Below are 20315 nucleotides of genomic sequence, written 5' to 3' on the forward strand. Positions count from 1 at the left end.
TCCTCTGCACTCCCCTGTCACCGTGGACAAGGAGCAGACATGCCAACACAGACCATCCCGGGCCGCTTCGGTCCACTGGCCGTGACCACGGTCGGGCTGACCGTCGTTCTCCTCTATGCGCTGGAGGCAGTGATCGGCCCGGCCCTGCCGGAGCTGCAGCGGGCTCTGGAATTGCTCCCCAGCGAGGGAGCGCTGCTGATGGCTGCCAAAGGCCAGGCCGCCGCCGTCGCGACAGCGATCATGGGCCCGCTCGGGGACCGCTACGGACCCCGCCGGACTCTGGTGCTGCTGCTGGGCACCGTCGTCATCGGCGGCGCGATCTCCGCGACGGCCGCGTCGTTCCCGATGCTGCTGGCCGGGCAGATCCTGGAAGGCCTGGGAATCGGCGCCATCCCACTGGTCTTCGCTCTGACCCGTCAGCATACGACCCCCGACCGGATGAAAGTCCTGGTCGGCATGATCGGCGGAGCCGTGGTCGCCGGCGGCGTGGTGGGCAACCTGCTCGCCGGGCCGATCGCCGGCGCCTGGGGCTGGCGCTGGATATTCGGCGTGCCCGCATTGGCGGTCGCGGCGATCATCCCGGTGATCGTGGGGGTGCTTCCGGCAGCCGCTCCGCGCACGCGCAGCGGCATCCGGCTCAACTGGGGGAGCGCCCTGGTCTTGAGTGCCGCCCTGATCGCGCTGACCTACTGGATTTCCTCGCTGGCGGACTGGCCCGTCCTTCTCGTCCTCGGCGGCGCCGCCGTGGTGGTGGTCCTGGCTCTGCTCTGGATCCGGGTGGAGCGCCGCGGCCGCGGTTCCCTGGTCGACCTGCGCCTGCTGGCCATCCGCGGCATGCGCGGTACCACCCTGGCCGCCGTCGCCGTGTCCACCGGCGTCGGCATCACCAGCTTCCTCGTCCCGCAAATGCTGGCCGCCCCCGCCGCCTCCGGCATCGGGTTCGACGCGTCCACCACCCAGATCGGCCAGTACCTGCTCCCCGGCACCCTCGCTGCGGTCGCGGCCGGTCCGCTGGCCGGCTGGTGCCTGCGCCGCTGGGGGCCGCGCCTGGTGATCGTGTACTCCAGCCTCCTGCTGGTCGCCTCGTCGCTGATCGTACTGGTGCTCCATGACGCGGTGTGGCAGATCATCGCCGCGCAGGTCCTCGCAAATTTCGCGACCAACGGCGCCATCACCGCTCTCTACGGCTCCACAATCGCGCTCGCGCCAGCCTCCAGTACCGGCACTGCCACCGGGATGATCGGGGTCTTGCGCATCATCGGCATGAGCGCCGGCGCCCAGGTCGCTGCGCTCATCCTGACCTTCGGCCTGGTGTCCGCCACCCACAGCCCCAGCGAACACGCCTTCATGCTCATCCTCCTGGTCGGCGCGGTCATCTCCGCCTTCCCGCTGGTGTTCGCCCGCCTGCTCCCCCGACAGGACGCCACCCCGCCCACCTCCACTGGCGCGGCAAAGGACAGCGGGGCACCCGCCCGATGACTATCGCCCGGCCGACCTCCGCCCCGCACGGCACCCTCATACTCGACCGCGCCCACACCCGCGCCGCCCTCGACCCCACCCAGGTCATCGCCGCGGTGCGAACAGCGCTGATCGCGATCAGCCGCGACGAAGTGTCCGCTCCGCCCCGCATCGCCGCGCACACCCCCACCGGGCTCGTCGGCGCCATGCCCGCCTGGCTTCCCGGCACCGGGCTCGGCGCCAAACTCATCTCCGTGTTCCCTCAGCCCGCAGCCCCCGGGCGCAGCGCCCACGAAGGCGTCGTCGCGCTCTTCGACGACAAAACCGGGCGCCTGCAGGCACTGATCAACGCCTCCGAGATCACCGCCGCCCGCACTGCCGCCACCGCGACCCTGAGCATGCACGCCCTGGCCTCCCCGCACCCGCATCAGATCGCCGTCATCGGCACCGGCACCCAAGCCACCGCCCAGCTTGCGATGCTCGCCGCCCTCGACGACACCATCCCGGTCACCGTCGCCGGACGCGACCCGGCCCGCACCGCACACGCCGCCACGACCCACCCGCACAGCACCACCGACACCATCGAGAACGCCGTCCGCGGCGCCGACGTCATCTTCTGCTGCACCGGCGCCCGCGCCCCGGTCATCCACCGATCCTGGATCCGCGACGGCACCCACATCAGCTCCATCGGCGGATCCGACGGGCCTGAAATCGACCCCGGCACCATCGCCGACGCCACCCTCTTCACCGAATGGACCGGTGCCGCACACCATCCGCCCCCGCCGGAGCCCACGAACTCCACGGCCTGCCACACACCAAGCTCACCCTGCTCGGCCGCGTCCTCGACCACCACCACCCCGGCCGCCGGACCCCCACCGAAACAACCCTGTTCAAATCCACCGGTCATGGCGCCCTCGACATCGCCACCGCCGCCATCATCTACACCACGGCCCGCACCCGCGGCCTCGGAACCCACCTCGACCTCTAGCCACAACGACAAACACACACATCGACTGAGCTTGGCCCCCTGGTCCGGACGCATTGGCGGTCCTCCGGGCTTCCCGCCCGGGACCGTTCCAAGATCGGTGTTTCTGGCCCGACACCAGCGTAAGACGGATTTTGTCAAGTGGGATCGGGGGCTCGCCGGCTCCTCGACTCTACGCAGCTGGCAAGGGGGTTGTTGGCCCGACAGCGTGGCTTCAAGTCCGCCACGAAGCACCGGTCGAGCTAGTACTCCAGCCGGACTTCGTGATGTCGCTGGTGGGCTGCCTGAAAACAGGTGCGGCCACCAGTTGATCATGGTCGGTTGTGTGGACTAACCCTGATCGGCTGGTGGCCGCAGACCCTAGCGGAAACCCTGACCGATGGCGTGTGATGTTCGAGGAGTTGATCAGCCGGATCTCCGGCCGGTTCACCCGCGTCGAACCCCGTAGGAGAGCGCGGGCGTTGCTGCTGGGGTTGTTGTCGGACCTGCCTGCCAAGAATTGCTGGACGATGTCCGAACATGCCGGCGAGGACACCCCCGACGGGATGCAACACCTGCTGCGTAAGGCAGTCTGGGCCGCGGACCAGGTCCGCGACGACCTGCGTGAGTACGTCACGGAACACCTCGGTGACGCCGGTGCGGTGCTGGTCGTCGACGAGACCGGCGATCTGAAGAAAGGTGTTCACACCGTCGGGGTGCAACGCCAATACACCGGCACCGCTGGGCGGATCGAGAACGCCCAGGTCGCGGTGCATCTGACCTACGCCACCGACGCGGGGCACGCGTTCATCGACCGGGCGCTGTATCTGCCGAAATCCTGGACCGGCGATCCCGGCCGGTCCGCGGACGCCGGAATACCCACGGACACTGTGTTCGCGACGAAACCGGCCTTGGCGAAAACCATGATCGGCCGTGCACTCGACGCCGGGGTGAGGGCAGCGTGGGTAGCTGGCGACGAGGTCTACGGCGCCGACCCTGGCCTGCGCGAGGACCTCGAAACCCGGGGCGTCGGATACGTGCTCGCCATCGGCTGTGCCCGCAGAGTCGCCACCCCTGCGGGCATGTTGCGCGCCGACGTCGTCGCCGCACACCTGCCGAAACACGTGTGGCAACGGCTTTCCGCAGGCGCTGGGGCGAAAGGGCACCACTACTACGACTGGGCCTGGATCGACATCGATACCGAGGAGCCCGACGGGCATCGGTGGATGCTGATCCGCCGCAACCGCACCACCGGTGAACTGGCGTTCTACCGTTGCTACGCACACCACCCGGTTCCACTGCGCATCCTGGTCGGCGTCGCGGGCAGGCGGTGGACCGTCGAAGAATCCTTCCAGACCAGCAAAGGACTCACTGGTCTCGACCAGCACCAGGTCCGCACATGGACCTCCTGGCACCGCTGGACGATCATGGCGATGCTCGCCCACGCCTTCCTCGCCGCCGTCGCCACTACCGAACGAACCGACGAAACCACACCGAACGGATGGATTGCGTTGACCTGCAACGAAATCCGCCACCTGTTCACCACTCTGATCAGCCAGCACACGATGCCGCCCACCGGCTCCGCTGCTCGAAGTGGCGCAGACGCCACCAACACCGCGCCCAGCAAGGCCACTACCAGCGACAATCCACCCGCGAACCATAGACATCACAAACCACGGCGAGGTGGAAGACGAGCGGGGTGATGAGCTGGATCGTGCAGGCGATGGCGCGGGTAGGCCGCTGTCCGATGACGTTGACCCGCGTCGACCCGCGCGGAGACGACGCGTTCGCCAGGTATCAGCGCTCGTTTGTGGACCGAGCTAGGGTGTGCACGTAGAGGTTCTTGAGTCGTCGGTGCACGATCCGCCAGCCCTCGGGGCGCCGCTCCAAGGTGTCGTAGAACATGCCTGCGGCGATGACGTTGGCCGGCTCGCCAGACTTTGTCTCGTGAGTGTGCAGGTGCGGTGAAACGGCGGTGGCCCGGTCCCGTCGATCGTCACGGTGGCGTGTCCTTCGACGTGCTGCCATACGGTGTAGATGTTGGCCATGCCGCCATCGCGGTGGGGGCCGCGCATGAGGTCGGCGAGGTCCTCGCGGCTCATCGCTGCAGGCATCCCGGCCTCGGAGTAGTCGAGTACGGCATCCTGGGCGAACACGTCCGCCCAGTGCGCCAGTACATCGAGGTTCTCGTCGTGGGGCTGATGCACGTCCTGACCGAGACCGTAGCGCGCGATCACGTCCTGGATCTCGAGACGATCCAGGAGGTAGCGGACGTCTGACTCGAGTGACATCGGGTCCCTTCGTTTCCTGGGTGGTTTCCGCCGTACCGAGCCGAGCAGTGGGGACGCCCACGGCGTCGCGGCGTCGTCGGCGGTGGTCACGACGCCGCGAGCGATGACGACTCCGGAGCCGAGCCCACCGGGGCCGTCGGTGGGAGTGTAAGTCTCAGGGTAGCGCCCAAACGCGGGCGGCGCCTTATTGCAGCGCGTCTACCTGGGCTTGCCACTTGTCACCGATGGCGCGGCCCGCGGTTGCTAGGAAGTCCCGCCCCACCGGGGCAACTCCAGCGGCCCACCTTCCTGTTCGGTAGCTGTCGCTCGCCTCGCTTCGGCGCTCATGACGATTCTCGGCGAGCGCCCCGGCCGTTGAGGATGTCCCTGATCCGATCGAGCGCCGTGGCGTCCTCGATCGTCGAAGGGACCGGTTCGTCCCGGCCTTCCGCGATACCCCGCATCGTCTTCCGGAGGATCTTGCCCGACCGGGTCTTCGGCAGCGCGCTCGTGACGGACACCTGACGGAACGCCGCCACCGGGCCGATGTCCCGGCGCACGGCCGCGATCAGTTCGGCTTTCAGCGTCTCCTCGTCGACCTCCACACCGGCCTTGAGCACGACCAGCCCGTGCGGCAGCTGCCCCTTGAGCCGGTCGTGCACCCCGATCACCGCGCATTCGGCCACGGCCGGGTGGGCGGCCAGCACGGCCTCCATCGATCCGGTGGAAAGGCGATGGCCGGCGACGTTGATGACGTCGTCGGTGCGGCCCATGACGAACAGGTAGCCGTCTTCATCGAAATAGCCCGAATCACCGGTGAGGTAATGGCCCTCGTACCGCGACAGGTACGCCTGGACGTAGCGCTCGTCGTCGCCCCACAGTGTCGACAGCGTGCCCGGCGGCATCGGCAGCCTGATGCAGATCGCTCCCTCTTTCCCGGCGGGCAGTGGATTTCCGGCCCGATCCAGGATCCGCACGTCGTAGCCGGGCATCGGCTTGGTCGCGGAACCGGGCTTGACCGGCATCGGTTCGAGACCGCGCGGGTTCGCGGCGATCGGCCAGCCGCTCTCGGTCTGCCACCAGTGGTCGATCACCGGGACGCCGAGCTTGTCCACGGCCCAGTTCAGGGTCTCCGGGTCGAGCCGCTCACCGGCCATGAACAGAGTCCGGAACGCGGAGAGGTCGTACTTCGCCGACTCCGTGCCGTCCGGGTCGGCTCGCCTGATCGCCCTCAGCGCGGTCGGTGCGGTGAACAACGCCTTCACCCTGTGCTCGGCGATCACCCGCCAGAACGCGCCGGCGTCCGGAGTACCGACGGGCTTGCCCTCGTACATCACCGTCGTCGCGCCGACGAGCAACGGCGCGTACACGATGTAGGAATGTCCGACCACCCAGCCGACGTCGGAGGCGGTCCACCAGATGTCTCCAGGCCCGATGTCGTAGATCGCGCCCATGGACCAGGCCAGCGCGACCGCGTGCCCGCCCGTGTCACGCACCACGCCCTTGGGTTTCCCTGTCGTGCCGGAGGTGTAGAGGATGTACAACGGATCGGTGGCGGCGACCGGCACCGGGTCGGCCATCGGAGCGGCCGCGACCAGCTCTCTCCAGTCCACGTCCCGCTCGCCCAGCGTCGCGCGCGCCTCGTCGCGTTGCAGCATCACGACTTTCTCCGGCTGGTGGCCGGTCGCCGCGAGCGCCTCGTCGAGGATCGGCTTGTACTCGACGACCCGGTTCGGCTCGATGCCGCAGGACGCGGCGACGATGACCTTCGGCTTCGCGTCCTCGATCCGGGCCGCGAGCTCCTTCGGCGCGAATCCGCCGAAGACCACTGAATGCACCGCCCCAGCCGCGCGCAGGCCAACATCGCCACGACCGCCTCGGGCACCATCGGCAGGTACACGATCACCCGGTCGCCCTTGCCGACTCCGAGCGAGCGCAGCGCCCCCGCGAACCGCGCGACCTCGTCCCGCAACCGCGCGTAGGTGAAAGTGCGGTTGGCACCGGTCACCGGCGAGTCCCAGATCAGGGCGGGCTGCTCGCCGCGACCGCGCTCCACGTGCCGGTCGAGCGCGTTGTAGGCGGTGTTCAGCTCACCGTCGGCGAACCAGCGGTACAGCGGGGGCTCGGCCGGGTCCAAGGCGCCGGACGGTGCGCGCGTCCAGTCGATCGCCTTGGCCGCGGCGAGCCAGAACTCTTCCGGATCGGCGAGACTGCGCCGGTGTTCCTCCTCGTGCCGGCCATGGTGACGGGCTCCCCTACCGCCCTTCATCGCCCCTCCATGGCGAGTTCGGCGGGATAGAAAGCGTGCCCGGCCATCAACCGCCGCGCCGTGCGGCTGATGCCGAGCAGGCGGAACCCCGCATCCGAACCCTTCGCGACGTCGCGGGCCACCACGGACACCGTGGTGACACCCGACGGATGACCGATCAGGACCTCGTGCGAACCACGGTCGCGCGTCACCTCGGACACCGTCGTCCCCGGAATCCGGGACGCGGCGGCCAGGCTGATCGAGGCCGTGCCCGCCACACTTTCGTGCAAGCGGTTCATGAACATGAGGTGCAGCCGCAGGTCCATCTCCGCCGCGTCGACTTGCCGGCCGTTCAAAGTCCGGTACTCGACCGGAGGTGCGACGAAACCGATGATCGGAACCGCGGGAACAGTCGCCTCGCAACTCCGCCAGTCATCACACAGGCCCATCATGACGCAGGCCTTCCCTCGTGTTTCCCGTACGAGGCCGAGGAAGCGGTGATCCTCGTTGATCTCGCTCCGCGCGCTGGCGTCCAGGCCGAAGTCACCGGAATGAAGCCAGATCACGGGATTACCGGCGTCGACGATCGAAGCCGGGACGGTACGGCCGTCCTCCAGCGTGATCTTGTCGACGGCGGCGCCCGTCGGCAGGAGACGTCCGGTCATGGCGCCGACGGTGGCCGACCAGTCCATGACAATTTCCGCCCCGGTTCCCGGGACACCGGGGATCGCCAGGTCGCCTTCCACTTCGGCCACCCCACCCGAGACCGGTACAGCCGCCGTGAGGATCTTGCCGGTGTTCGTGTTGTGGATGCGTACCGTGGTGACACCGTCGTGTGCCGGCACGAGTCCTTCGTCGATCGCGAAAGGTCCCACACCGGACGAGATGTTGCCGCAGTTGCCGTTGTAGCTGACTTGCCGGCTTTCGATATCGACCTGTGCGAAGGTGTAGTCGACGTCCGCGTCCTCGCGTGCCGACGGCCCGACGATGGCGACCTTGGACGTGATCGGACGCGAACCGCCCAGCCCGTCGATCTGCAGAATGTCCGGAGATCCCATGAGCCTGCTCAGGAGCGCGTCCCGAACCGGCCCCACCGGCGGCAGATCGCGGTCGTGGAAGTAGAGCCCTTTGCTCGTGCCACCCCGCATGAGGACGAGCGGAATCGACGCCTGGCCTCCCATCAGACCGCACTCCCCTTCCCGGCGTGCGCCGGGCTCGACGGCGGCACGAGGCCGAGGCGATCGGGCCAGCGCAGCCAGTCGTCGAGACCGACGACGCCGAACAGCTCGGCCGGGCCCATCGCGTCCTGCGGTGGCAGCCCGGTTTCCCGTAACCCGGCCAGCGCCGAACCGACGACCGCGGTCACCGCGGCGATGTTCATGATCGGGTAGATCGCCAGGCGATATCCGAGCTCGGAATAGTCCGAAGACTTCAGCACCGGGGTCCGGGAATTCGCCAGCACGTTCACGACGAGCGGTACGTCGATGCTCCGCGCGATCCGCTCGAGCTGCCGGACGTCTTCTGGCGCCTCGACGAAGACCATGTCGGCGCCCGCGTCGGCGAAGCGACGACCACGGTCGATCGCCTCGTCGAGGCCGAGCGGGGTCAAGGCATCGGTGCGGGCGATGATCACGAGTTCCTCGGACCCGCGGGCGGCGACGGCGGCCCGGACCTTCGCGACCGCCTGGTCGGCGTCGACCACCGTCTTGCCGGCGAGGTGTCCACACCGTTTCGGGAAGACCTGGTCTTCGATGTGGACGGCGGCCGCACCCAGCCGGACGTACGTCTCGATCGTGTGGCGGACGTTGAGCTCGTTGCCATAGCCGGTGTCGATGTCCACGATCAGCGGCAACGAGGTGGCCCCTCGCAACCGGAAGACCTGTCCGGCGACCTCACCCGCGGTCATCAGGCCGATGTCGGGCCTGCCGAGGAGGCTGATCGACGCCGACGCGCCGCTGACGTACGCCGCGGGGAACCCGGCGTGCTCGACCAGCGTGGCGGTCAGGCCGTCGTAAACCCCTGGAGCGATCACCAAATCGTCGCCGTCGATGAGGTCACGCAACACACGCGCGCGATCAATGGTCACTCGTCGCTCCCTTGCGTCCTTGTCCCGCGATCCGCCCGCGGGAACTCGTCCCGTCAGTCTGTGTACGGGCCGGCGGATAAGGGAAATGACCGTCCTTCAGGCACCTTATGCGTCGCGCGTATGAAGCGTGTCCGTCACGAACGTGAAGAAGCGGCGGGCCGCGGGCGCGGCCGGCCCACCCGCGGCGGTCAGCATCCCGATCTCCCGCCTCGCCTTGGCGTCGGTCAACGCCAGTTCCACCGTGCCCGGATGGTGGGCGGCCCCCGGTCGCGATTCCGGCACGATCGCGATACCCGCCTCCGCCGCGACCAGGGCACGCACCGTGCCGATCTCGGTACCCTCGATGACCGCATCGGGAGTGAATCCCGCTTCGCCGCACACGCGGTCGAAGATCTGCCGCACTCCGAACACGCGCGGGAAAGCGACGAAGGACTCGGCCGCGAGTTCGGCGGCCGCGACCGACTCCCGCACGGCCAGCGGATGGTTCGCCGGGACGAGGACGTTGAGCCGTTCCTCCAGCAACGGGTACCAGCGAACGTCTTCCCCGGCGGGCCGGGGGCTGGTGACCCCGATGTCCAGGCGCCGGTGGCGAACCTCGTCCACCACGACGTCGGCCGCGTTGCCCCGCAGCTGGAAGGTGGTGGACGGCGCGACTTCCCGGTATTTCCGGATCAGGTCCGGGATGAGCCAGCCGCCGAGGGAATGAAGGAATCCCAACGCGACGGTGCCCGCGGCCGGGTCGAGCAGTGCGGTGATCCGCTGTTCGGCCGAAGCGACCTCGCCGATCGCTCGCAGCGCGTGCGCCCGCAGCACCTCGCCGTAGCGATTGAGGTGCAGCCGGTTCTGCCGCCGGTCGAACAGCCGCACACCCAGTTGCCGTTCGAGCCGCGCCACCGCGCGGGAGAGAGTCGGCTGCGAGATGTTCAGCTGCTGCGAGGCCGCGGTGACATGCTCGCACTCGGCGAGCGTGACGAACCATTGCAGCTCACGAAGCTCCATCCAGCGACTATACGTCTCACGCATGATCCGGTCGATATGTGTTCATTTCACAAGCACCTCCCGGCCGCCGATCCTTGGGCGAACACCAGCCGATCGAGCAAAGGAGCAGTCGGGATGACCATCGAAAGCCAGCGTGGCGAATCATTGGCTGGACGGGTAGGCGAGTTCGTCGCGCGAACAGGTTTCGGAGACATCCCCGACGAGGTACTCGTCCGGGCTCGCCACCTCATCCTCGACGCCGTCGGCATCGCCTTCGCATCCACGACGTTCCCTTTCGCCGACGTCGCACGCGACGCGCTGACTTCCTTCGAATCCGGGGAGCACGTGGTACTCGGCATGAAGGACCGGCTCAGCGCACGAGACGCCGCCTTGCTGAACGGAATCCTGATTCACGGTCTCGACTTCGACGACACCCACCTGCCCGCGGTCGCTCACGTCACCGCGGCGGTCCTTCCCGCCGCGCTCTCCACGGCGGTCGCTTCGAACGCCACGACGCGTGACCTCCTCCTCGCCTATGTCCTCGGCGTCGAGGTGATGGCGCGAGTCGGCATGGGCGGCGCCGGTGGACTACACGATGTCGGTTTCCATCCGACCGCTGTCGCCGGAGCGTTCGGTGCCGCCGTCGCCGCCGGCAAGGTCATGGGCCTCGACGCCACCGGATTGGCCGCCGCGCAAGGCATCGCCGGGTCGCAGGCAGCGGGCCTGATGGAGTTCCTGGAGGACGGCGCCTGGACGAAGCGCTTCCATCCTGGCTGGGCGGCCGCGAGCGGATTGACCGCCGCGAGCTTCGCCAGGGCCGGCTGGACCGGACCGCCCGCCGTTTACGAGGGTCGCTTCGGCCTCTACAACACCCACCTGGCCACCAGGGTCACCCGCCCGGACGCCGTCGTCGAGGGCCTCGGCTCGAGCTGGGAACTGCTTCGCACCGCGGTGAAACCGTTCCCCGTGTGCCACTTCAACCACGCCTTCGCCGATGCCGCACTGATTCTTCGCGAACGGCACGCCGTGCGGGCCGAAGACATCGCCGAGATCCGCTGCGCCATCCATCCTGTCCCGCGCAAGGTGGTGTGCGAGCCCGTCGAAGCGAAATGGGCACCGCGAGACGAGTACGACGCCAAGTTCAGCCTTCCGTTCGCCATCGCCGCTTCCCTGGTGCGTGGCCGATTCACCCTCGACGAACTCGAATCGGATGCCCGCGCCGACTCCCGGATCCGGGAGCTGTCCCGCAAGGTCGTCGTGCGAGACGATCCCGAGAGCGCGTTCCCCGCGGCCTATTCCGGCTTCGTGGAGATCGAGCTTCTCGACGGACAGGTGTTCAGCCATCGGGAGCAGTACAACCGCGGCCACGAGGAGCGGCCGCTCTCCGATGACGAAATCGTCCGGAAGTTCCGCGGCACGATCGGGCGGGTCGCCGATAGCGAAGAGGCGGACCGTGTGCGGCGCGCCGTGCTCGAGCTCCCCGTAGACCGTCCGGCCGCCGAATTCGCCGAGGCCTGCGGCGCCCGATAGAGAGGTGAGGAGCAATGTCGCTCGAACTCATCGGTGTCCTGATCCTTGTCGTCCTGTTCGCGCTGTCCGGTCTGCGCGGTCTCAATCTCGGAATCCTGGCCTTCGTCGCGACGTTTCTCTTCGGAACTGTCGCATTGGGACGAAGCACGAAGGAAATCCTGGCCGGTTTCCCTGGAGAACTGTTCATCGTCCTGCTCGCCGTGACGTTCCTGTTCGGCATCGCACGGGTCAACGGGACGGTCGACCTCCTCGTCCACCACGTCATGCGGCTGGCGGGCAAGCGCGTCGCCGTCATCCCGTGGGCGCTGTTCCTGATCACGGCCGGGCTGTGCGCCGCGGGAGCGGCCTCACCCGCGGCGATCGCGATCGTCGCGCCGATCGGCATCACCTTCGCCATCCGCAACGGCATCAAGCCACTGTATGCCGGCTTGATGGCGGCCAACGGCGCCGCGGCCGGCGCTTTCGCACCGAGCGGCATCCTCGGCGGGATCGTGCTCGCCTCCGTCGAGTCACAAGGCCTGCCCGTCGACCGCGCCCTGCTGTTCGGCGGGACATTCGCCTTCAACGTGGCCGTGGCGTTGTGCAGCTGGGTGCTGTTCGGCCGCAAACGTGATCCGAATCCACCACGGCCGACGGAATCGGCCGCCGAGGAAGCCACCGGTGGTACGGCGGCGGGTCGACCGGCAGGCGATTTGCCCGCCGGGGCAACGAGGTCGGGCACCGAGGTCGTCGCAGCGCCGACGGCGACCAAGGTGGGTGCACGCCCTGATCCCGACGAGCCGGAGGACACGCGGATGACCCCCGAGCGCATCGCCACGATGCTCGGGGTGGTCTTGCTCGTCGTCGGCGCGGCATTGGCGGGCCTCGACACGGGCTTCACGGCGCTGACGATCGCGACCGTGCTCGCCCTGGCGTTCCCGAAAACCGCCGCGCGTGCCGTCTCCGAGATCGCGTGGCCGGTGATCCTGCTGGTGTGCGGGATCGTCACGTATGTCTCGCTGCTCACCGCGCTGGGGGTGATCGACTCGCTCGGCGCCGCGATCGCGACGATCGGCGCACCACTGCTCGCGGCGTTGGTCATCTGTTACACCGGTGGAGTGGTGTCGGCGTTCGCCTCGACGACAGCCATCCTGGGAGCACTCATTCCGCTGTCGATGCCGTTTCTCACGACAGGCGCGCTTCCGGTCACCGCTGTGCTGATCGCCGTGTGCACCGCGTCCACCATCGTCGACGCGAGCCCGTTCTCCACGGGTGGGGCGCTCATCATCGCGAGCGCGCCCCACGAGCAACGGGCCCGTACCTATCGCGGGCTCCTGCTGTGGGGCGCGGGCGTCTGCGCCATCGGGCCGGCGGCGGGCTGGCTCCTTTTCGTCGCCCTGTGAGAGACCGGTGCCCGTCGCCGGCTCCCACGGGACGGGCACCGGATCCACAGCTGCCTATTGAGGGGTAAGGCAAATATGGCGTGTCCGACACCTCTGCGGCGAGCCTTCTCTCGAAGCCGGCGCCCGGTACTCGTGTCGCGAAAGCCACTTTCGGGACACCAGACGTCGCGAAAGTGGCTTTCGCGACACACCCGATCGCACCAGGACGTCGCACGCCACAATCGACCCTGCCTGACCGGCCACCCACCCCCGCCGACGTTGCGAAAGCCTCTTTCGCAACGTTGAAGGTTGCGAAAGAGGCTTCGCAACACGCCACCTTTGCCTTACTCCTCAATAGTGAGTCGCACGCGACAGCATCCGAGGGGCCGGGTTCACCGGACTCCGCCTTCTTCGCGTGGCGCCATGTTCAGGCGCTGCATCAGGAAGGCCAGCCAGTGGGTCGCGTGGGTGACGGCTTCGGACCTACTGGTAGCCGTTCCGTGTCCGACGCCGTCCCAGACGCGCAGTAACACCGGAGCCGGGCCCGCCGTGGCTTGCGCTCGAGCGATGAACTTGCGGACAGGCCCTGGAGGACACGCGACGTCCGCTCCACCCGCGTGCACGTAGAGCGCCGGGTAGACCGTGTCTCCCTCGATGAGCTGATAGGGCGACATCCCGGAGAGGCGCGCGATGTCGTCCGGGTCGCCGAGGTCGCCGTATTCCGCGGTGATGGCGAACCGGCCGTAGGGATGCCGGTGGCATCCGATGATGTCGAGGACAGGGCACTGGGAGACCACCGCCGTCCACAGGTCCGGGCGCTGGGCGAAGGCGACACCTGCCATGATCCCGCCATTGCTCCACCCGGTCACCGCGAGCCGTTCGGCTGTGGTCACCCCGCTGTCGACGAGATGTCCGGCAATGGCGTAGAGGTCGTCGAAGCTGTTCTGCTTGTTCCGGACGCGCCCGGCGTCGGCCCAGCCGGAACCGAGGTCACCGCCGCCGCGCTGGTGCGAGATGACCAGGGCTCCGCCGGCGGCGACGAAAGCCGCGACGGGGCCTGGGTACTGAGCCGGCCAGGCGACCCGGCCGCCACCGTAAGCGGTGATGAGGGTCGGGAGGGCGCGGGTTCCGTCCGCGCCGTCCGGCAGGACGAGGTGGTAGGGCACCCTGGTGCCGTCCGCGGACCGCGCCCAGCGGAGTGAAGAAGTCGCTCCCGGGAGATGAACGCGCGGCGCGCGGAGCGTGTCGACCCGCCCGGAGCCCGGGCGGTAGCGGTACAAGCCCGGTGACGAGGTCGGGGTGGAGAACAGGAAGACGAACTCCTCCGGGTGGCCGGTGGGAGTCAGAGCGGCATTGGGGAGCACGTCGAGCGGCAAGGCGCCCCGGCCGGGCAGCGGTACCTCCTCCAGTTCCCGTCCGTCGCGGTCGAACACCCAGGCGCGCGCCTCGGTGTCGACCGATCCGGTCACCACCAGACGCTCGCCGACCAGCCTGACGTGGCTGAGCACCCGCCCGGACTCAGGAACCAGTTCCCGCCAGGTGGCCGGGTCCGAGGGAGCAGGCTCGTCGAACGGGATCGCGATCACCCGCCCGCGAGGGGCTCCGTGGTCGGTGACCGCGATGTACCGGTCCCCATCGATCACCCCGGCGACGGACGAGCCGAGCCCCTGGACGAACGGCCGCCACGCTCGCTCCGGGAGATCACATACGTACTGCGGGAGCGGCCAGACACCGGAAACCACGGCACGTTTGCCGTCCACCGAGACCTGGACGGTCGCCCCGTGGGCGACATCGACCGGTTCGGGTTCGGTGGCGGGCGCGCCGCCGACCGCGTGGAAGTACACCCGGAAGGCGAACGACTCCGACGACAGGTCACCGGCCGTGTAGAAGAACCCGGAACTGTCGGGCAGCCAGTGCGGAGTGACCAACGGCCCCATCGTCCGCTGCGGGATCCGGTCCGGCAGGCGATCACCGGTTTCCGCGTCCAGCAACCAGATCTCGCCGAGTTCGGAACCGTCTTCGCAGACCCCGAAAGCGGCGATCCGCCCGTCCGGGGACGGGGCGAGCCACGAGATCTGCCGGGTTCCGTCGTCGTTCGGGTCATAGAGCGCGCGTCCAGGCCCGTCCGGCGCATCGGAGACCACGAGGACCGCCCGTTCCGGATAGTCCGGCGCGGGAGTCCGATCGAGGCGGAACCACCGGCCGCCGGCGAAGCGCGGCGCCGGGTCGACCATCCAGTTCGGCGAACCGGTGCCGTCCGTGACGCACCGGTCGACCGAGGCGCGGAGGGCCGCCATGTGCGGCCACCCTCCGACGAAGGCGTCGGTGAGGGAGTTCTGCGCCCGCTGCCACGCTTCCGTTTCGCCGGAATCGTCCTCCAGCCAACGGTAAGGATCGGGAAAGCTGATGTCCATGACGGTGTCCTGGGCATCGACAGTTCTCGCCGCCGGGTAATCCAAGCGTTCACCGACCATCGTTCCGTCCTTCCGCTGCCGCTTCCACTGTGGACAAGCACCGTATTTCCCGGTGCCCGCCACCGCCACCGACGATTGCCGGGCGATTCGCGCCGCAGGTCAGACATCTGTCGAACGACTCCGGCGCAGGCGATCGCTTTCGACAGATGTCGTGTTCGCCGACGCCGGCTTCCGCTGGAAGCATGATGCTTCGCGGGCACTCCGGCGCCGACAATGTCACTGTCCATTGTGGCCGGTGCGGGGACGCGCGCGGCCGAGCCTGGGAGGGAGCGAACCATGGCCACGGACGTCGTGGTGATCGGTGCGGGAGTCATGGGCGCGTCGATCGCATGGGAACTGGCCCGGAGGGGCCGGCGCGTGACGGTCGTCGACAAGGCAGGAGGAGCAGGGCACGGCTCCACGAGCGCGTCGAGCGCGGTGGTGCGGTTCAACTTCTCCACACTGGCCGGCGTCACCGCCGCCTGGGAGGCGCAGTTCGGCTGGCGGTCGTGGCCCGAGCACCTCGGTCATGACGTCGGCGAACCGGCCCGGTTCGTGCGGTGCGGGATCGCGTTGCTGGACGTGGACATCATGCCGCGGCAGGCTTTCCTGCCCCTGTTCGCCAAGGTCGGCGTCCCGTTCGAGGAGTGGTCCGACACGCAGCTGCGGGAGCGGATCCCGGGTATCGACGTGGGTAGGTACTGGCCGCCCAAACGCATCGACGACGAAGGATTCTGGCGGGAGACCGAAGGCACCCTCGGCGCGGTCTACACACCGGACGCCGGCTTCGTCAGCGACCCGCAACTGGCCGCGCAGAACCTCGCCGACGCGGCGCGGGCGCACGGCGCCGAGTTCAGGTTCCACGCCACCGTCAGCCACATCGAGCGGACGAACGACCGCGTGACCGCGGTGACGCTGGCGGACGGCACCCGGCTCCCCTGCGCCGTCGTGGTCAACGCCGCGGGCCCGTGGTCGGGCCGGATCAACGAACTCGCCGGGGTCGGCGCCGACTTCACGGTGCGCTCGCGACCGCTGCGCCAGGAGGTCGCGCACATGCCCGCCCCGCCCGGCGGGCTCGGCATCGCCGTCGCGGATCTGGACCTCGGGACGTATCTGCGCGGCGATACCGGCGGCGGGCTGCTGATCGGCGGGACCGAGCCGGACTGCGATCCGCTCCAGTGGATCGAAGACCCCGACGCCCTCACCCAGCATCCCACCATGGCCGTGTTCGAGGCACAGGTGACGCGCGCCGCGCGCCGGTTCCCGGAGCTCACGATCCCCAACCGTGCCCGAGGGGTGGCCGGGGTCTACGACGTCACCGACGACTGGACCCCGGTCTACGACCGCACCGACCTGGACGGCTTCTACGTCGCCATGGGAACAAGCGGCAACCAGTTCAAGAACGCCCCCGTCGTCGGCGGATTCCTGGCCGCGATCATCGAGCACACCGAGCGCGGTGCCGACCACGACGAACGGCCCGCGCGGTACGTCGGCGAGCACACCGGTCTGGAGATCGACCTGTCCGCGTTCTCCCGCAAACGTCCGCTCACGGCCGGGAACTCGGGCACGGTGCTGGGATGAGCGCCATCGAACCCCCGGGCACCCGCACCGGCGACGACATCGACGAGGCGGCCGGGGTCCGGTTCGCCGACCCCTACCGATGGCTGGAGGCGAACACCGACGAGGTCCGCGCCTGGCAGGACGAACAGGGCGAGGCGGCCGCCGCCTACGTCCGGGACTGGCCGCATTTCGATCGGTTGCGCGAACTGGTGGCGCACTACGACACCGAGCGGTTCCCCGCGGTGCCGACGGTCGCCGGCGGCCGCTGGTTCCGGATCGACGCGGGGACTGGCAGGCCGAGCGCGCTGGTGGCCGACGAACCCTACGGCGAAGGCCGGGTGCTGTTCGATCCGGCGTCGGAGAACTCCGGGAAACCGCCGTTCCTCTCGTGGATCTCGCCGTCACCGGATGGCACGCTGCTCGCGCTCGGCGTATGCACCGACGGCAGCGAGCGGAACACGATCCGGCTCGTCGACGTGGCCACCGGCCTACTGGTGCCGTCCCCGCCGACGCAGATCCTCAAGGACAACTGGACCGGCGGGGCGAGCTGGCTCCCCGACTCGTCCGGGTTCTACTTCACCGCCACCGACGACGATCCCGCCGGGCTCGCGCACCAGGTGTACCTGCACTCGCGGGGCCTCTCCCCCTCGACGGTCCCGGTCGAGGTGCCATGGTCGCCCGGTGACGACTACCGCGCCGTCGTGGCTTCGGCCGACGGCCGGCATGTGGTGGCGGTGCAGGGAATGCTCGACCCCGTACCGGTGGCCGTCGCGGCACTGGCCGACCCGGCGGCCCCGGCCTGGCGCGACTTCGTCACCGACGTTTCGCTGAACCTCGCGGGCTTCCTCGTCGGTGACGAGTGGATCGCCGTCACCGACGCCGACGCACCACGCGGCCGGGTGGTGGCGGTCAGTTTGGACAGCGCGACCCCGAACGAACCCGCTTCGTGGCGCACGATCGTGCCGGAGTCCGGCGCGACGATCCGGTCCGTGCGGCCGGTTGGTGACGTCCTGTACCTGTCGGAGCTCATCGACACCTGCGCTGGGCTCCGGATCGTCGGCCACGACGGGGCACCACGCGGGACCGTTCCGTTGCCGGGCAAGGGCGCGCTGGGCGAGCTGCCGCTGGCGATGATGAAGATCCTCCGGCCGACGGACGGGAACGACATGGTGTTCGGGTTCTCGACGCTGACCAGCGGCTGGGGCGTCTACCGCCACCGGCCGGGCGAATCACGCCTGGAGACGTTACGGGAACCCTCGGTGCGGCTCGAGGACTGCGTTGTCGAGGACGGCTGGGCCACCTCCGAAGACGGCACCCGGGTGCCGTACCACCTGGTGCGGCACCGGAGCGTCCCGCTGGACCGGCCGCGTCCGGTGTTGCTCTGGGGATACGGCGGTTTCGGCGCGCCATGGGTCCCGCAGTTCCCCGGCTCGATGGCGGCCTTCGTCGCGTCCGGCGGCGTGTTCGGGCACGTACACCTGCGAGGCGGCGGCGAACTCGGCCACGACTGGTGGGACGACGGCAGGCTCGAAAACAAACAGAACGGCTACGCCGACCTCTACGCGATCGCCGAGAACCTCATCGCCACCAAGGTCACCAGTCCGGACCTGCTCGCGCTGACCGGCGCGTCGGGTGGTGGACTGCTGTGCGGAGTCGCCGCCACGCAGCGGCCGGACCTCTGGCGGGTCGTGGCGCCACGCGTGCCGCTCCTCGACCTCATCGGCGCTTGCCGCGAGGGCTACGGCCGGTTCGTCGTCCAGTCGGAATTCGCGCGGATCGACGATCCGGACGAGGTCCGGCGGCTCGCCGGGTTCTCGCCCTACCAACTGGTGCGTGACGGAACCGGTTACCCCGCGATGTTCATCGAGGCAGGCGACACGGACCCCCGGTGCCCGCCATGGCACGCTCGCAAGTTCGCGGCCCGGATGCAGGCGGCCACCGGGTCCGGTGCACCCGTGTTCCTCCACGTCTGGCACGAGTCCGGGCACGGCTGGGCCACCGACAAGGAGCGCCAGCTCGCCCAGGCGACCGAATGGCTCGCCTTCGTCGAGAAAACACTCGGCATGACGCCGCCGGAGTGAGCGCGGCCGGGCGGGCGCGCCCATCGTGCGCCCGCCCGGCCGGTCAGCGACGATCCTTGACGATCCGTCCGTTCTGGACGACCAGGACCACGGCGTCCCGGTCGGCGAACAGTTCCGGCGCGGACAGCGGATCACCGGCGAACGCGACGAGATCGGCCCGCTTGCCCACCTCGATCGTGCCCACCTCGTCGGCGATCCCGAGGATCCCCGCGTTCACCGAAGTGGCGGCGACGAGCGCCGCCATCGGCGATTCGACCTCCGCCCTCAACACCAGCTCGTCGCCGCGGTGGCCCTGGTCCGGCCCGATGAGGTCGGCCCCGAGCCCGACCCGGACGCCCGCCGCACGGGACGCGTGGATCGCGTCGATCTGTCCTTGCCACGCGCCCTGCGCGCGCTGCGCGAGTTCGGCGGGCAGGCCGTGGCGGGTCGCGTCGTCAAGCAGGTCCCTGACCACGGTCAAGGTCGGAACGTGCGCCACGTCGCGCTCAGCCATCAACGCGGCCATCTCGTCGTCGATCTCGGTGCCGTGCTCCACACAGCGGGCACCGGCCTCGATCGCGTTGCGCAGACCGGCGTTGTTGTGGGCGTGCACGGTCACGTACGTGCCGCGCGCGGTGGCTTCCTCCACCGCGACGCGGATCTCGTCCACGGTGAACTGGGTGTCGGAAAGTTCGTCGTGGTAGGACACGACACCGCCGGTCACGCACAGCTTGAGGAAGTCCGCGCCGCGGCGGAACGCTTCCCGGACGTTGCCGCGCATCTGATCCGGGCTGTCGGAGAGCATGGCCAAGTGCCGCAGTCCGGGAATGCCGTGGCCGTCCCAGAGGTGCGTCGGCTCCCAGGCCGCTGCCAGATGACCGTGCCCGCCGGTCTGGCAGTGCACCGGACCGCATTGCAGGATGCGCGGTCCCGGGATCTTGCCCTTGGCCACCACCCCGGCCAGCCCGCCGTCGATACCGCCCGTGTCCCGGACGGTCGTGAACCCCGCGTCCAGCGTCTGCGCGCAGTTGGCGAACATGTCCGCGGCGATTTCGGCGACCGGCAACCCGTATCCGGTGTCGGCCCCGATGTCGCTGGAGATGCCCAGGTGGACATGAGCGTCGATCAAGCCGGGCAGGAGCGTCATCCCGCCCGAAAGGTCGACGACCTCAGCGCCGGCGGGCGGTTCCCCACCGAGCCGCGCGATCCTGCCGTCTTCGATGAACACGGTCTGCCCGATGACGGGGTCCGCGCCCGTCCCGTCGGCCACGGTCGCTCCTACCAGCCACATACTCGCGTCGCTCCCTACTGTCCTGCGTCGGAGATCCTTGGTGCGCAACAGCTTTC

Annotated in this window: 12 protein-coding genes and 3 pseudogenes; 8 read left to right on the forward strand and 7 right to left on the reverse strand. The window is 69.1% G+C overall.

The features are described 5' to 3' along the window. Positions 1-39: 39 nt before the first annotated feature. The 4 genes and pseudogenes from MJQ72_RS26545 to MJQ72_RS26555 all read left to right on the forward strand — a co-directional run bounded on the left by MJQ72_RS26545 (position 40) and on the right by MJQ72_RS26555 (position 4085). Complete coding sequence (locus tag MJQ72_RS26545; RefSeq protein ID WP_240593729.1) at positions 40-1479, forward strand: MFS transporter; 1440 nt, start codon at positions 40-42, stop codon at positions 1477-1479. After that, positions 1476-2204: pseudogene (locus MJQ72_RS45205) on the forward strand (ornithine cyclodeaminase family protein); the annotation flags it as partial. The gene MJQ72_RS26545 and the pseudogene MJQ72_RS45205, both read left to right, overlap by 4 nt. A 5-nt stretch (positions 2205-2209) precedes the next feature. Then, a complete protein-coding gene (locus MJQ72_RS45210; protein WP_396427007.1) occupies positions 2210-2446 on the forward strand; it encodes a hypothetical protein in 237 nt (78 codons plus the stop codon). Between the two features lie 386 nt (positions 2447-2832). Beyond that, positions 2833-4085, forward strand: a pseudogene (locus MJQ72_RS26555) (IS701 family transposase). 157 nt (positions 4086-4242) lie between these two features. Here MJQ72_RS26555 and MJQ72_RS45215 read toward each other — a convergent pair. The 5 genes and pseudogenes from MJQ72_RS45215 to MJQ72_RS26580 form a co-directional block, all read right to left on the reverse strand. Continuing rightward, positions 4243-4713: a nuclear transport factor 2 family protein gene (locus MJQ72_RS45215; RefSeq protein WP_396427008.1), complete on the reverse strand. Its 471-nt coding sequence runs from the start codon at positions 4711-4713 to the stop codon at positions 4243-4245. Positions 4714-5036: 323 nt separating this feature from the next. Next, positions 5037-6961: pseudogene (locus tag MJQ72_RS26565) on the reverse strand (propionyl-CoA synthetase). After that, on the reverse strand, positions 6958-8121 hold the full coding sequence (locus MJQ72_RS26570) for a 2-methylaconitate cis-trans isomerase PrpF family protein (protein ID WP_240593732.1): 1164 nt from the start codon (positions 8119-8121) through the stop codon (positions 6958-6960). The pseudogene MJQ72_RS26565 and the gene MJQ72_RS26570 overlap by 4 nt, the downstream one beginning before the upstream one ends. Then, positions 8121-9026: an oxaloacetate decarboxylase gene (locus tag MJQ72_RS26575; RefSeq protein ID WP_240593733.1), complete on the reverse strand. Its 906-nt coding sequence runs from the start codon at positions 9024-9026 to the stop codon at positions 8121-8123. Before MJQ72_RS26575 ends, MJQ72_RS26570 begins: the two co-directional genes overlap by 1 nt. Before the next feature lie 105 nt (positions 9027-9131). Continuing rightward, entirely contained in the window at positions 9132-10025 is an 894-nt protein-coding gene (locus tag MJQ72_RS26580) for a LysR family transcriptional regulator (protein WP_240593734.1), read from the reverse strand. Between the two features lie 114 nt (positions 10026-10139). On the opposite strand from MJQ72_RS26580, the gene MJQ72_RS26585 reads away from it, so the two are divergent. After that, complete coding sequence (locus MJQ72_RS26585) at positions 10140-11534, forward strand: MmgE/PrpD family protein (RefSeq protein ID WP_240593735.1); 1395 nt, start codon at positions 10140-10142, stop codon at positions 11532-11534. Positions 11535-11548: 14 nt separating this feature from the next. After that, positions 11549-12916: an SLC13 family permease gene (locus MJQ72_RS26590; RefSeq protein ID WP_240593736.1), complete on the forward strand. Its 1368-nt coding sequence runs from the start codon at positions 11549-11551 to the stop codon at positions 12914-12916. Between the two features lie 371 nt (positions 12917-13287). Here the strand turns inward: MJQ72_RS26590 and MJQ72_RS26595 are convergent, their stop codons facing one another. Next, the gene (locus tag MJQ72_RS26595) at positions 13288-15369 is read right to left on the reverse strand and encodes a prolyl oligopeptidase family serine peptidase (RefSeq protein ID WP_240593737.1); all 2082 of its coding nucleotides are present in this window, start codon (positions 15367-15369) and stop codon (positions 13288-13290) included. 276 nt (positions 15370-15645) lie between these two features. Between MJQ72_RS26595 and MJQ72_RS26600 the strand changes: the two genes are divergently transcribed. Further along, the gene (locus tag MJQ72_RS26600) at positions 15646-16929 is read left to right on the forward strand and encodes an FAD-binding oxidoreductase (RefSeq protein ID WP_240593738.1); all 1284 of its coding nucleotides are present in this window, start codon (positions 15646-15648) and stop codon (positions 16927-16929) included. Continuing rightward, positions 16926-18989 (forward strand): prolyl oligopeptidase family serine peptidase, encoded by a 2064-nt coding sequence (locus MJQ72_RS26605; RefSeq protein ID WP_240593739.1) that lies wholly within the window; start codon positions 16926-16928, stop codon positions 18987-18989. The genes MJQ72_RS26600 and MJQ72_RS26605 overlap by 4 nt, the downstream gene beginning before the upstream one ends. Before the next feature lie 43 nt (positions 18990-19032). Here the strand turns inward: MJQ72_RS26605 and MJQ72_RS26610 are convergent, their stop codons facing one another. Next, positions 19033-20238, reverse strand: coding sequence for an amidohydrolase family protein (locus tag MJQ72_RS26610; protein ID WP_240593740.1), 1206 nt, complete (start codon positions 20236-20238; stop codon positions 19033-19035). Positions 20239-20315: the final 77 nt, after the last annotated feature.

Source organism: Amycolatopsis sp. EV170708-02-1, from assembly GCF_022479115.1.
Taxonomy (GTDB): domain Bacteria; phylum Actinomycetota; class Actinomycetes; order Mycobacteriales; family Pseudonocardiaceae; genus Amycolatopsis.

Bases quoted from the DNA above. Each gene is read 5' to 3' on its own strand.
- MJQ72_RS26585 (WP_240593735.1), top strand. From the start codon at position 10,140: ATGACCATCGAAAGCCAGCGTGGCGAATCATTGGCTGGACGGGTAGGC.
- MJQ72_RS26600 (WP_240593738.1), top strand. From the start codon at position 15,646: ATGGCCACGGACGTCGTGGTGATCGGTGCGGGAGTCATGGGCGCGTCG.
- MJQ72_RS26580 (WP_240593734.1), bottom strand. From the start codon at position 10,025: ATGGAGCTTCGTGAGCTGCAATGGTTCGTCACGCTCGCCGAGTGCGAG.
- MJQ72_RS26595 (WP_240593737.1), bottom strand. From the start codon at position 15,369: ATGGTCGGTGAACGCTTGGATTACCCGGCGGCGAGAACTGTCGATGCC.
- MJQ72_RS45215 (WP_396427008.1), bottom strand. From the start codon at position 4,713: ATGTCACTCGAGTCAGACGTCCGCTACCTCCTGGATCGTCTCGAGATC.
- MJQ72_RS26590 (WP_240593736.1), top strand. From the start codon at position 11,549: ATGTCGCTCGAACTCATCGGTGTCCTGATCCTTGTCGTCCTGTTCGCG.
- MJQ72_RS26545 (WP_240593729.1), top strand. From the start codon at position 40: ATGCCAACACAGACCATCCCGGGCCGCTTCGGTCCACTGGCCGTGACC.
- MJQ72_RS26605 (WP_240593739.1), top strand. From the start codon at position 16,926: ATGAGCGCCATCGAACCCCCGGGCACCCGCACCGGCGACGACATCGAC.
- MJQ72_RS26570 (WP_240593732.1), bottom strand. From the start codon at position 8,121: ATGGGAGGCCAGGCGTCGATTCCGCTCGTCCTCATGCGGGGTGGCACG.
- MJQ72_RS45210 (WP_396427007.1), top strand. From the start codon at position 2,210: ATGGACCGGTGCCGCACACCATCCGCCCCCGCCGGAGCCCACGAACTC.